The 12855-nt window shown below is 73.6% G+C and carries 12 protein-coding genes; 7 read left to right on the forward strand and 5 right to left on the reverse strand.

The window, feature by feature from the left end:
- Positions 1–473, forward strand: a 473-nt coding sequence (locus M3N57_07450) for a homogentisate 1,2-dioxygenase (GenBank protein MDP9022518.1), incomplete at its 5' end; no start/stop codon positions are given.
- A gap of 34 nt (positions 474–507) precedes the next feature.
- Here M3N57_07450 and M3N57_07455 read toward each other — a convergent pair.
- Both M3N57_07455 and M3N57_07460 read right to left on the reverse strand, forming a co-directional pair.
- Entirely contained in the window at positions 508–981 is a 474-nt protein-coding gene (locus tag M3N57_07455; protein MDP9022519.1) for a hypothetical protein, read from the reverse strand.
- Between the two features lie 80 nt (positions 982–1061).
- Positions 1062–2663, reverse strand: a complete 1602-nt coding sequence (locus M3N57_07460; protein MDP9022520.1) for a hydantoinase B/oxoprolinase family protein — start codon at positions 2661–2663, stop codon at positions 1062–1064.
- Between the two features lie 90 nt (positions 2664–2753).
- Between M3N57_07460 and M3N57_07465 the strand changes: the two genes are divergently transcribed.
- A complete protein-coding gene (locus M3N57_07465) occupies positions 2754–2960 on the forward strand; it encodes a hypothetical protein (GenBank protein MDP9022521.1) in 207 nt (68 codons plus the stop codon).
- 14 nt (positions 2961–2974) lie between these two features.
- Here the strand turns inward: M3N57_07465 and M3N57_07470 are convergent, their stop codons facing one another.
- The 3 genes from M3N57_07470 to M3N57_07480 are packed head-to-tail and all read right to left on the reverse strand — an operon-like array spanning position 2975 to position 7753.
- Positions 2975–4963: a hydantoinase/oxoprolinase family protein gene (locus tag M3N57_07470; protein MDP9022522.1), complete on the reverse strand. Its 1989-nt coding sequence runs from the start codon at positions 4961–4963 to the stop codon at positions 2975–2977.
- Positions 4964–4967: 4 nt separating this feature from the next.
- Positions 4968–5492 (reverse strand): hypothetical protein, encoded by a 525-nt coding sequence (locus M3N57_07475; protein ID MDP9022523.1) that lies wholly within the window; start codon positions 5490–5492, stop codon positions 4968–4970.
- Positions 5493–5497: 5 nt separating this feature from the next.
- The gene (locus tag M3N57_07480; GenBank protein MDP9022524.1) at positions 5498–7753 is read right to left on the reverse strand and encodes a cell wall-binding repeat-containing protein; all 2256 of its coding nucleotides are present in this window, start codon (positions 7751–7753) and stop codon (positions 5498–5500) included.
- Between the two features lie 183 nt (positions 7754–7936).
- Between M3N57_07480 and purN the strand changes: the two genes are divergently transcribed.
- The 5 genes from purN to M3N57_07505 all read left to right on the forward strand — a co-directional run.
- A complete protein-coding gene (gene purN, locus M3N57_07485) occupies positions 7937–8560 on the forward strand; it encodes a phosphoribosylglycinamide formyltransferase (protein MDP9022525.1) in 624 nt (207 codons plus the stop codon).
- Positions 8557–10137 carry a bifunctional phosphoribosylaminoimidazolecarboxamide formyltransferase/IMP cyclohydrolase gene (gene purH, locus M3N57_07490; protein ID MDP9022526.1) on the forward strand — a complete coding sequence of 527 codons (1581 nt, stop codon included), beginning with the start codon at positions 8557–8559 and terminating at the stop codon, positions 10135–10137. Before purN ends, purH begins: the two co-directional genes overlap by 4 nt.
- A gap of 79 nt (positions 10138–10216) precedes the next feature.
- On the forward strand, positions 10217–11092 hold the full coding sequence (gene folD, locus M3N57_07495) for a bifunctional methylenetetrahydrofolate dehydrogenase/methenyltetrahydrofolate cyclohydrolase FolD (GenBank protein ID MDP9022527.1): 876 nt from the start codon (positions 10217–10219) through the stop codon (positions 11090–11092).
- 179 nt (positions 11093–11271) lie between these two features.
- Positions 11272–12261 (forward strand): malate dehydrogenase, encoded by a 990-nt coding sequence (locus M3N57_07500; protein ID MDP9022528.1) that lies wholly within the window; start codon positions 11272–11274, stop codon positions 12259–12261.
- 55 nt (positions 12262–12316) lie between these two features.
- Positions 12317–12855, forward strand: a 539-nt coding sequence (locus tag M3N57_07505; GenBank protein MDP9022529.1) for a hypothetical protein, incomplete at its 3' end; no start/stop codon positions are given.

The following is a 12855-nucleotide window of genomic DNA, read 5'->3' on the forward strand; positions in this document are numbered from 1 at the left end:
ACCCGTACACGTTCAACATCGCCGATTTCGAACCGATCGTGAAGAAGGTCCACGCCCCGCCACCGGTCCACCAGACCTTCCAGGGGCGCAACTTCGTGATCTGCTCGTTCTGCCCCCGGCCGCTCGATTGGCACGAGGACTCGGTCCCGATCCCCTACAGCCACGCGAACCTCAACTCGGAGGAGATGATCTACTACGTCGGCGGGACGTTCGGGTCCCGGGGGGGCATCGGCGTTGGCGCGGTCACCCTGCACCCGTCGGGGGTGCCACACGGTCCCCAGCCGGGTCTGGCCGAGCGTTCGCTCGGCGCGACGTCAACCGACGAGCTCGCGGTGATGTGCGACACGTCGCATCCCCTCCGGCTGACGCGGTTGGCACACGAGCTCGACCGACCCGAGTACGCCCGTTCGTGGTCTGCAGCGCCGGTCGGTGACGCCGACACCTCCGACGGGGCGGCCAGCATCCGGGAGTAGGACCGGCTCAGCAGGCGAGCCCGGTCGGTGACCGTCAGGCTCCGTCGTCACCGATCAGGTTGGCGAACACGTCGTGGAGGAAACGGCGGACAGCAGCTTCCGCCAGGGCGTGCTGCTGGCTGGGCCCCAGCGCCGCACCGATCGAACCCGCCGGTGCGGCGTAGTCACCCTCGAGGCGCAGTTCGGGCCACTCGCCGTCGCGCGACCGCAAGGTGAGGTAGCCGTCGAAGGACGGCAGCGCCCGTTGCATCTGCTCGTCCTCGGGCTCCGGGTCGGCGCGCCAGCGGATGTGGCGGCGGACCGAGTGCTCGTCGCCGTGCGGCTCGCCGACCATGCACGTCGCCAGGCGCGACGCCGGCCCGGCGCGGACCTCGACCGCCCAGTGGCCGGGGCCACGGTCGGTCGCCGGCTGAGGGAGCCACTCGTGCGGATCGCCGCTCAAGGTCCGTACCAGCTTGGTGGTGCTCGCGCCGGCCTCGAACGGCTCCCACACCTCGATCCGTGGCACGAACCCGTCTCCTTCCCTCCGGTCGCGGCGAGAGTGTAGGCGGCGGGAGGGGTCCCCCCGCCCTGGGCGCACCGTGCGCGCTACGCCGGCGCCCCGAACCCGCCACCGCCAGGGGTATCGACCACGATCCGGTCGCCGCGGTGCAGGGTCAACGTGACCTTCCCGGGCAGGTCGCGTTCCTCGTCGTGGCCGTCGTCGCTGCGGCGGAGCACACGGTTGCGGCCCGGGGCGCCGTCGTGCCCGCCCGCCAGTCCCCACGGGCCGCGCCGTCGCCGCTCGGTCACCAGCGAGCAGGTCGCCCGCTCGCCGAGCACCTCCAGGGTGCGGCGGAGCCCGTCACCGCCGCGGAAGCGTCCCGCCCCGCCCGACCCGTCGCGCAGCCGGTACTCCACCACCCGCACCGGGTAGGCCAGCTCGAACGCCTCGATCGGGGTGTTCTTGGTGTTGGTCATGTGGGTGTGCACGCCGCTCATCCCGTCGGCGTGGGGACGTGCGCCCTGCCCGCCGGCCAGCGTCTCGTAGTAGGCGAACGTCTCGCCGGTCCGCGGGTCGGGCCCACCCAGCAGCGTGTTGTTCATCGTGCCCTGCGACGCGGCCGGGACCCGGTCGGGGACCGCCTGTGCCAACGCCCCGAACAGGACATCGACGATCCGCTGCGACGTCTCGACGTTCCCGGCCGCGACCGCCGCTGGGGGTCGCGGATCGACCAACGACCTGCCGGGGGTGCGCACCTCGAGCGGCCGCCAGCCGCCGGCGTTCGCGGGCGCGCCCGGGGCGACGACCGCGCGTAGCGCGAACATGCAGCACGACCGTGTCACCGCCACGGGCGCGTTGAGCGGCCCGTCGCACTGGGGTGCCGTCCCGGCGAAGTCCATCGTGATCCGGTCGGCGTCGACGGTGACCGCCACACGGATCGGGATCGGTTCGTGGCCGATCCCGTCGTCGTCGAGGACGTCGTCGAACCGGTACGTCCCGTCGGGAACCTCCGACACCGCTGCGCGCACCGCGCGCTCGGCGTGGTCCTGGGTCGCGCTCATCGCCTCGAGCAGGAGGTCGGTCCCCGCGGCGTCATCGCCGTCACCGAGCCGGGCCGCCAGCTCGCGCACCCGCCGGGCCGCGAGGTGGTTGGCGCCGGCCTGCGCCCGCAGATCCCCGGTGCGTTCGCGTGGGGTCCGCGAGTTGATCGTGAGCAGGGCGAGCAGGTCGCGGTCGACCTCCCCGCCACGCACCAGCTTGATCGGTGGGATGCGCAGACCCTCGGCGAAGATCTCGGTCGCCCCGGCCGGCATGCTGCCTGGCGCCGCACCTCCCACGTCGGCGTGGTGGGCCCGCGTCGCGACGAACCCCAGCAGCCGGTCGCCGCTCCACACCGGCGCGACGAGCGTCCAGTCGGGCAGGTGCGTCCCACCGGCGAACGGGTCGGACACCAGCACCTGATCACCGTCGGCGATCGCACCGAAGCTCTCGAGGGATGCGGCGACCGAGGCGGGCATCGCGCCCAGGTGGACGGGGATGTGCTCCGCCTGGGCGACCATCGCTGCGTGGGGATCGAACAGCGCCGTCGAGCAGTCCGCCCGTTCCTTGATGTTGGGCGAGTAGGCCGTGCGTCGCAGGGCCGCGCCGGTCTCCTCGGCGATCCCCACCAGGGCGTTGCGGGTCACCTCGAGCGTGACGGGGTCCACGGGGCTCCTCCTCGCGGCGCGGGATGTCGACCGCCGCGGCCTCCTCTGGCACGACGTCGTCGGGCGGCCGCCTGGGCCATACTGCCCGCCATGCGCACCACCTACCTCGGCCAGTACACCGACGAGCACGCCGACGAGCTGCTCGCGGCGCTCGACCGCGCCGGGATCGTCCACTGGGAGAAGCGCAGCGGCCGCTTCACCCGGTTCGCGTTCGCCGGTGAGTGGGGTGTGCGCGTCTTCGTCGAGGCGGACCGGCTCGACGACGCCCGCCGCATCGCCGAGGCGATCACCTCGTAGCGGACGACGGCGGGTCAGCCGCGGATCAGCAGGCTCCCGAACCGATCGACCTCGGCCACCTGGCCCGGGAGCAGCAGGCAGGTGGTGTCCACGCCGGCCACCACCGCCGGGCCCTGCAGACGGTCGCCGCGCCCCAGCCGGTCGCGGGCGTAGACCGGGCAGGTTCGCGGTCGCCGATCGATCACGACGGGGCGCGCCCCCAGCTGCGCGGCGTCGGGACCGTCGCCGTGCCCGATCTCCGACAGAGGCAGGGGCGGGGTTGGTCCCTCGGCGTGGACCCGCACGGTCACCACCTCGACCGGCTCGCCGGGCTGCGCGTAGCCGTACCGCTCGCGGTGCGCGTCGTGGAAGGTCGTGGCCAGCGCCTGCGGATGGGGATCGCCGACGGCGACCTCCAGCTCGTGCGACTGGCCGCGGTAGCGGCAGTCAGCGCGGCGGGTGAGCTGCTCCGCGGCGACGTCCTGCTCGGCGAGTGCCGCCGTGGCCTGGTGTTCGAGCGCGGCGAACGCGCCCGCCAGCTCATCGGTGGCGAGCTCATCGAGGCCGGCCAGGCGGGTGCGGACCGCTTCCGCCGTGGTCGGGGCGGCCAGGAGCCCCAAGGCTGCCAGGACGCCGGCGTGGGGCGGGACGATCACCAGTGAGCAGCCCAGTTCACGGGCCAACGCCCCCTGGTGCAGCGGACCCGCCCCGCCGAAGGCGACCAGCGCGTACCGACGCGGGTCCTTCCCGCGCTCCACGGACACCACCCGCAGCGCCCGCACCATCGTCGCGTCCGCCACGCGGACGATGCCGTCGGCGCAGTCCCGCACCGACAGGCCGAGGCGGGCGGCGAGCCGGCCGACCGCGTCGTGGGCGGCGTCGGCGTCCAGCTGCAGCGTCCCTCCCAGATGGGCGTCCGGGTCGAGGCGGCCGAGCACCACGTGGGCGTCGGTGACGGTCGGTTCCGTGCCGCCCCGCCCGTACGCCGCCGGACCCGGGTCGGCCCCGGCTGAGCGTGGTCCGACCCGCAGCGACCCGCCCGGATCGCGCCACGCGACGCTCCCGCCACCGGCCCCGACCGTGTGGATGTCGGTCGTTGTGACCGCGAACGGCAGACCTGCGATCGCCCCCTGCGAGGTGGTCGTCGGTCGGCCCGCTTCGATCAGCGTCACGTCGGTCGAGGTCCCACCCATGTCGAACGCCACCAGGTCGCCGTGTCCGGCGGTCTGGCCGCACGCCGCCGCACCGAAGGCTCCCGCGGCCGGGCCGGACAGCAACGTGTGGACCGGGTAGCGCGATGCCACGGTGGCGGCGAAGGTCCCGCCAGCGGACCGCATCACCTCCAACCCGCAGCTCATCCCGCGATCGCCCAGAGCCGCCTCGAGGGTGGCGAGGTAGCGGCCCAGTCGGGGCGCGACGTAGGCGTTGAGCGCGGTCGTGTTGGCCCGTTCGTACTCGCGGAAGACCGGCAGGACGTCGCTCGAGCGGCTGACCGGCAGGTCCGGCGCGCGGGTCCCCAACGCGTCGACCAGGGCCCGCTCGTGGCGGTCGTCGAGGAACGAGAACAGCAGGCACACCGCGACCGCTTCCGGCTCGAGGTCCACGACCGCGGCCGCCACCGCGTCGGCGTCACCCAGGGGAGTGAGCACGGTCCCGTCGGCCGACAGCCGCTCCGCCGCCTCCACCACCAGGCCGCGGGGGACCAGCGGTGGCGGACGGTCGACGCCGAGGTCGTACAGCGATGGGCGGTCCTGGCGGCCGATCTCCAGCAGGTCCCGGAACCCGGCGGTCACGACCAGCACCGTCCGGGCACCGTCGCGCTCCAGCAGCGTGTTGGTCGCCACGGTCGTTCCGTGGGCGAACCGTCGCAGGTGGCTGGCGTCCAGTCCGAGGCGGTCCAGGCCGGCCATGACCCCGTCAGCCTGGTCGTGCGGCGTCGAGGGGACCTTCGCGGCACGCAGCTGTTCGCCGTCGTCGACGATCAGGTCGGTGAACGTCCCGCCGACGTCGACGCCCAGCCGCATGCGGTCACTCCCCGCCGGTCGTCAACGCTGACGTGAGTAGGACCGCCGCCGCCCCCAGCGCAACCCACAGCCCGGTCGTCGGGTGGACGCTGAAGCCGACGGTGACATCCTCGGGCACCGCGGAGATCACCGCGTGGAGCTCGTCGAACTGCTGCTGGCCGCGGAAGCGCCCCTGCGGCGGGCGGAGCGCCGCACTGGCGGCGCTGATCGCGGCGATGCCGACGCCGACCACGATCAGCACCTTCGACGCCGATCGGGCCGGCCGGTCGACCGCCAGCGACAGGCCCACCACGACGCTGACCACGGCCAGGGCGGCGATGGTCCACACCCACGGCTGCGCCTGCCACCCGGGCAGCGCCGCGACCGTGCGCGCACGCGCATGACCGAGCATGGTGACGGTGGCGCGGACCTCGTACCAAGGCAGGTACACCGCGACGGTCGCCGCGGTGCCGGCCAGCACGGCGGCCATCCCCAACACGCCCCGTGGTCGCGTCAGCAGCCGAACCTGTAACGCCAGGTCTCCGCGCACCGGCGTCAGCGCAGCGACGGTGCCGGCGCCGGCTCGGCGAAGAGCCCGTCACGCAGCCCGGCGAACACCCCGCCGAACGGTGGGCTCCTCTCGTCCTGCTGCGCGGAGTACACCGCCGCGCCGTCGGTTGACGACAGCGCGTGTTCGAGCTGTCGCAACGACGCCGCCGGTGGGTTGAGGAACGCTCCCTGCCCGACCGCCACGATCCCCTCGGATCGTGAAGCGATCCCCGCCGCGAAGTCGGTCCACTGCGTGAAGTACCCCGGCCAGCGGGCCTCGTCGAAGTACGCCATCGGGAAGACAGCGTCGACCAGGCCGTCCGCTACCCACGACGGCCAGTCCTGCAGCACCCAGCGGTACGCGGGCGTGTCGGTGAAGCGTCGCCCGTCGCGGGGACCCTCGCCCCAGGCGATCACCGCGGCGGTGACCGCCACGTCGGGACGGACGGCGTGGACCGCCTCGGTGATCCGGGCAGCCAGCTGCCGGGTCTGGGCCCGGCGCCAGTCCAGCCACGCCGGGTCGTCGGGTGCGGGCCGTCCGCTGCGCCCGAGCTGTTCGTTGAACCGGGCGACGGCGGTCGGGTTGTAGCCGTAGCAGGCCTCGACCAGGCGGCCGTCGCCGCGCCGGCACGTGCCCGGGTAGCGCAGGTAGTCGAGGTGCACCGCGTCGACGGGGTAGCGCTCGGCGATCTCCCGGTACACCGCGACGGCGTGGTCCTGCACGGCCGGGTGGCCGGGGTCCAGCGCGAAGGTGTCATGGTCGGTACGGCCCTCGACGTCGTACGTGGCCCAGTCGTCGTCGCTTCCCGGCCCGTGGAGGCGCCACACGTGGTCGGCGGGCAGGTTGGCGCAGTCGTACGCCGACGGGTGGCACGCCGGCAGCGTCGGGACCCACGCGTGCACCGCCAGGCCCCGGTCGCGCGCCGCCGGCAACAGGCGGGCCAGCAGGTCCAAGCCGGCCGGCATCCTGGGGTCGTTCGTGCGCGGCAGGACGTGCGAGGTGAAGTAGGCGTCCTGTCGGCGTGCGACCTCGACGATCACGGTGTTGAGGTTCGCGGCCGCGGCGGCGTCCAGGGCGCGGTCGATCGAGCGCGGCGACTTCAACGCGTCATCGAACAGGTGCACCCACGTCGCACGGAGCTGCGGCGCCGGCCCACCGACCGTGGCTTCGTGGTAGCGGGCCTCCATGCCGGCCACCAGATCGGCGGACAGGACGGCCTGGCCGCCCACCAGCCGGACCAGCGCGGTCGGGGTCAGCCCGCCCAGGCGCAGGTAACGGTCGGTGCCGTGGCCAGGCCGATCGCGCTCGGCGTACAGCACGACGCCCCCGCCGGGGCGCGCGGCCGACCAGCCAGCGCCGATGGCGTCGACCAGGTGGCGGTCGGCGCCGTTGGCCAGGTGGATGCGACCCTCGACCCGGAACGCGCGCGCCACCGATGCGGCCGTCTCGAAGCGATCTGCGCCGGACACCCGACGGATCCGGTCACGCCCCACCAGGCCGGCCAGACGCGCCTCGGCGGCCTCGGACACGACGCCGTACCCGCCGACGACCACGACCTGTTCCACACCGCGGAGAGCGTCGGCGGTGACGTCGGGGACGACGTCGGTGTCGACCAGCAGCAGCGCCGCGCCGGCCCGAGCCGCCGGGGCTCCGGCCACCAGGGCGTCGGCGGGGCGGAAGCCGTTCACGACGAACGCGGTGCCGCCGGCGCCTGCTTCACGTGACACCGCCACGGCGGTCGAGAAGCGGTCCCCGCCCGCGACCCGACGCAGCGTCGCCTGCGGCGCCGCCGCGGCCGCCTCGGCCACGACCGCGTCGCTCACCGCTCCGGGACCGCCGAGGACCAGCACCTCCAGCGGGCGCAGCCGACGCAGTTCGTCGCGGGTCGGGGCTGGGAGCGACCGGGGGTCTGTGAGCAGGACCGGGCCGCTGACGGCCTCGGCCAGGACGGTCCCGGCGAGCGCGTCAGGCCAGCCGCCGTGGTCGTCGCCACGTGCCAGCACCACCGCCGGTGCGCCGACGGGGAACGCCGCTTCCGACGCGCACGCTGAGGTGGCGTACCGGTCCGGCCCAGCGACCCGGTCGATCGCACGGACGGTGCTGGCCCGCTGAGGGCAGTCGCCGGTCGCGCCGACCCCTCCCGCCGCCGCGGTCGGGGACGTGCCTCCGCCCGAGCGGTCGTCGGATCCAAGGAACAGCGCCGGGGAAGCCAGCAGTGGCAGGGCCAGCAGCAGGCCGACGAGGTGTCTGCCCCGACGCAACACGAGCCTCCAGGTCGGTCGACGCGGCGGATGGTAGAGGCGTTGGCGTGTCGGCGCCCGTGCGGCGCGCGCCACTACGCTCGGCTCCCCACCAGCCCGGAGACGCACGTGTCGGACGCAACCACGCGACCGCGCCCCATCGCGGTGCTCGTCTCGGGATCGGGGACCAACCTGGCGGCCCTGATGGACGCGATCGACCGGGACGCGACGTTCGGGGGCCAGGTCGTCGTGGTCGGGAGCGACCGTCCCGGCTGCCTCGGCCTGGAACGTGCGCGCCGACGTGGCATCCCGACCGTGGTGGAGGCCGTCGATGCCCACCCCGACCGGCCGACCTGGGAGCGAGCCATGGTCGGGCGGCTCGAGCAGCACCGGCCTGACGTGGTGGTCCTCGCCGGGTTCATGCGGCTGCTGTCACCGGCCTTCCTCGCTCGTTGGCCGCAGGCGGTCGTCAACGTCCACCCGTCGTTGCTCCCCGCCTTCCCTGGCGCCCACGGCGTCCGAGACGCCCTCGACCACGGGGTCAAGGTGACCGGCACCACCGTGCACATCGTCGACGAGCACGTCGATCACGGCCCGATCATCGCCCAGCGCCCCGTCGAGGTCCGCGAGGACGACGAGGTCGCCACGCTCCACGAGCGCATCAAGGGCGTGGAGCACGACCTGCTCCCGGCCGCCGTCAAGCTGGTCTGCCACGGTCGCGTCCGGATCGAGGGCCGCCGCACCCGGATCCTGCCGGCCGTCGACGCGCGCGCGCTCACGACACTCGATCTGACCGACGCCCTGACCGACGCCGAGAGGATCCCGTGACCACCTCGCCGCAACACCCGCCGGTGCGCCGCGCGCTGATCAGCGTCCACGACAAGCGCGGCGTGGCCGAGCTCGCCGCCGGCCTGGCGGACCTCGGCATCGCGATCGTGTCGACCGGGTCGACCGCGCGACGGATCGCCGCGGCAGGGGTGGCCGTCACGGAGGTGGCAGCCGTCACCGGCTTCCCCGAGTGCCTCGACGGCCGGGTCAAGACGTTGCACCCGCGGGTGCACGCCGGGATCCTCGCCGACCGCTCCAAGCCCGAGCACGTCGCGCAGCTCGACGAGCTCGGGATCGATCCGGTCGACCTCGTCGTCGTCAACCTCTACCCGTTCCGCGAGACGGTCGCGTCGGGCGCAGCCGACGCCACGGTGGTGGAGATGATCGACATCGGCGGACCGACGCTCGTGCGGGGCGCCGCCAAGAACCACGCCGGCGTCGCGGTGGTCGTCGACCCCGACGACTACGACGCGGTGCTGAGCCAGCTCCGCCACCACGGCGGGCTGGACACCGCGACCCGTCACCAGCTGGCAGCCAAAGCCTTCCGCCACACCGCCGCCTACGACGCCGCCATCGCGGCGTGGTTCCAGCGCGACGAGCCGTTCCCGGTGCAGTACGGGCCCGTCTTCGAGCGCGTGCAGGTGCTGCGGTACGGCGAGAACCCGCACCAACGCGCCGCCTACTACGCCGACTCGTCCCGCGACCGGTGGGGCCTGGCGTCCGCTGTCCAGCACCACGGCAAGGAACTGTCCTACAACAACCTGCTCGACACCGACGCGGCATGGGCGATCGTGAACGAGTTCTCGCGGCCGTGCGTTGCGATCATCAAGCACACCAACCCCGCCGGGGTCGCGCTCGCCGACGACCTTCCGACCGCCTACCAGCGGGCACTGGAAGGTGATCCGGTGTCGGCCTTCGGGGGGATCGTGGCCGCCAACCGCCCGGTCGACGCAGCCACCGCCGAGCTGATCACCGCGGTGTTCACCGAGGTGGTGGTCGCGCCCGGGTACGACGACGACGCGTTGGGGGTGCTCGGCTCCAAGGCGAACCTGCGGGTGCTGGAGATCGCGCGCCCGGCCGTGGCGGTGGTCCGCGACGACCCCGAGCACGCCGGCGCCCCGCCTGCCGCCCTCCGGAGCGTCGCGGGTGGCCTGCTCGTGCAAGACGCCGACGTCGCACCCCCGGCGCCGCACGAGTGGCGGACGGTGAGCAGCGCGACGGCCAACCACGCCACGATGTCCGATCTGAGCTTCGCGTGGACGGTGGCCAGACATGTGAAGTCGAACGCGATCGTCGTCGTCCGCGACCAGCAGGTCGTCGGCGTCGGTGCCGGCCAGATGAGCCGCGTTGACGCGGTCCGGCTGGCGGTGGACAAGTCGCGAGATCGCAGCGCCGGTGCGGTGCTGGCCAGCGACGCGTTCTTCCCGTTCCGTGACGGCCCGGACGCTGCGGCCGCGGCCGGGGTCGTGGCGATCATCCAGCCTGGCGGCTCCGTCCGCGACGACGAGGTCGTCGCCGCAGCCGACGAGCACGGCCTGGTGATGGTCCTCACCGGCCGGCGACACTTCCGTCATTGAGCGCCAGGCGGATCACTGCGCAGCCGACCGCTCGCGCCGTTGGCAGCAGCCCGCTGACCCGCCCGCGACAGGAGCGACCGTGACCGCCACAGTGCTCGACGGGCGGGACCTCGCCCAACGCCAACGCGCACGCATCGCCGACGAGGTCGCTGCGCTCGACCGCGACCACGGGATCATCCCCGGCCTCGCCGCGGTCCTGGTCGGCGACGACCCGGCCTCGAAGGTCTACGTCGGCGCCAAGCACCGCGCGTGCCAGGCCGTGGGCATCGCGAGCCGGCAGGTCGAGCTCCACTCCGCCACGACCGAGCCCGAGCTGTTGGAGGTGATCGAGCTCCTCAACGCCGACGACGCCATCGACGGGATCCTGGTACAGCTGCCGCTCCCGCTGAGCATCGGGCCGACCACCATCCAGGAGGCGGTCGACCCGGCCAAGGACGTCGACGCGTTGCATCCGGAGTCGGCGGGGCGCCTGCTGGCCGGCGACCCGACCTTCATCCCCTGTACCCCCTACGGGATCCTGGAGATGCTCCGCGACGCGCAGTTCGACCTGGTCGGCGCACGAGTGGTCGTGGTGGGCCGGTCGATCCTGGTGGGCCGGCCGCTGTCGGTGCTGCTGTCCAGCAAGGGCGTCGACGCGACGGTGGTCCAGACCCACTCGCGCACCAAGGACCTCCCCGGTGAGTGCCGCCGAGCCGATGTGCTGGTCGCGGCGGTCGGGGTCCCACGGCTGGTGCTCGCCGACTGGGTGCGCCCCGGCGCGGTGGTGATCGACGTCGGCATCAACCGGCTCGAAGACGGCAGGCTGGTCGGCGACGTCGACTTCGACCGGGTCAAGGAGGTGGCCGGCGCGATCTCGCCGGTCCCCGGCGGGGTCGGACCGATGACGGTGACGATGCTGCTGCAGAACACGCTCGAGGCGGCCCGGGCGCGCCACGGACTGCCACGCCGGCCGTGACGCCCGGCATGCGCCGATCGCTGCACGGCCTGTACGGGGTGCAGTAGCGCCCGGAAGGTGTCCCACACGACCTGGGGCCTGGCGGCCGCCACCGTGCTGACCGCCAGGTTGACGAGGCCGCGTCGCGAGCCGCCTGGTTACGCTGGCCGCGACACCGACCACACGACAGGAGCGTCGCGATGCCCCGGCCGATCCGGATCGCCGTCACAGGAGCCGCCGGCCAGATCTCCTACGCGCTCCTGCCGCGGATCGCATCGGGAGACATCTTCGGCGGGGTCACGCCGGTCGTCCTGCAACTGGTCGAGGTCCCCGCGGCCATGGGCGCGCTGCGTGGGGTGGCCATGGAGCTCGAGGACTGCGCCTTGCCCCTGCTGGAGGGGATCGAGCTGAGCGACGACCCTCATGATGGCTTCGAGGGTGCCAACGTCGTCCTGCTCCTGGGAGCCAAGCCGCGTGGCAAGGGCCAGGAACGCCGGGACCTGATCCGCGAGAACGGGCCGATCTTCGTCGGGCACGGCGAGGCCATCGCGGCCGTCGCCGCCGACGACGTGCGGGTCCTGGTCGTCGGGAACCCGGCGAACACCAACGCGCTGATCGCGCAGTCCAACGCCGAGGGAGTGTCGCCCCAGCGGTTCACCGCGATGACCCGTCTCGACGAGAACCGCGCCACGGCCCAACTGGCGCACAAGGCCGACGTGCCGGTCACCGAGGTGACCCACGTTGCGATCTGGGGGAACCACAGCGCGACGCAGTTCCCCGACTTCGAGCACGCCCGCATCGGCGGACAACCCGCAGCCGACGTGGTAAACGACCGCGACTGGCTCGAGGAGACGTTCATCCCCACGGTGCAGCAGCGGGGCGCCGCCATCATCGACGCGCGCGGGCAGTCGTCGGCGATGTCCGCCGCGAACGCCGTGATCGACCACGTCGGCGACTGGCTCGGCGGGACGCCGACCCCGCACGGGCACTGGAAGTCGATGGCGGTGCTGTCGGACGGCTCGTACGGGATCGACGAGGGGCTGGTGTGCAGCTTCCCGGTTCGCATCGACGGGGACGGCAACTGCCACATCGTCGACGACCTCGAGCTGTCGGAGTTCGCCCGGGAACGCATCGAGCGATCGGTTGCAGAGCTGCGCGAGGAGCGGGACGTGATCGCCGACCTGCTCTAGGTCGGCGGTCGGGACGTGCACTAGCGTCACAGCTCACACCGGTACAGGAGCCTGCGTGGACACCGCCGTCCGCCTGCGGACCAACGTCTGGTGGCTCGTGGCCGGCACGCTCGGGATGCTGCTCGCCGCGCTGATCGGACCGCAGGTCGCGGCTCCGGCGCTGGATGTGCGCTGGACGGGCGTCCTGGCGCTGGCGGCGATCGGCGGGGTCACCACCGCCGCGGTCGGCCCTCGTCTGCTGCCTCTGGCCGTCGCTCGGGGGCGGCGGTTGCGTCCGTTGACGCAGGGAGCCGCGGTGGGACTGGTCTCGGCGGCCGTCACCGCCGTGGGGGTGTCGCTGTTCCCCGACGTGCTCGCCCCGGTCGAGATCCGCGTCGGTCATGGCTTCCCCGACCTGCTGTTGGGGGCGCTGCTGTGGGCGGTCCCCGCCGCAGGCGTCGCCGGAGCGATCCTCGGCCTGGCCGGTTGGGCGGTCGTCGCCCAGCGTGACGCGGTGCGGGCGGCTGTGGGGCTGGTCGGCGGCGCCGGGATCGCGTCGTTGCTCGCGTGGGGCGCCGCCGGTGCGAACCTGCTCGCGTCGACGCTCACCGGCGC

It is taken from the genome of Actinomycetota bacterium, assembly GCA_030776725.1.
Lineage (GTDB): Bacteria > Actinomycetota > Nitriliruptoria > Nitriliruptorales > JAHWKO01 > JAHWKW01.

What these genes read in the sequence shown, in the direction of transcription:
- M3N57_07470 (MDP9022522.1), bottom strand. Translation starts at nt 4,963, where the DNA reads ATGCGGCTGGGCGTCGACGTCGGCGGGACGTTCACCGACCTGATCGTC.
- purN (MDP9022525.1), top strand. Translation starts at nt 7,937, where the DNA reads ATGGACGCGATCGACCGGGACGCGACGTTCGGGGGCCAGGTCGTCGTG.
- M3N57_07500 (MDP9022528.1), top strand. Translation starts at nt 11,272, where the DNA reads ATGCCCCGGCCGATCCGGATCGCCGTCACAGGAGCCGCCGGCCAGATC.
- M3N57_07465 (MDP9022521.1), top strand. Translation starts at nt 2,754, where the DNA reads ATGCGCACCACCTACCTCGGCCAGTACACCGACGAGCACGCCGACGAG.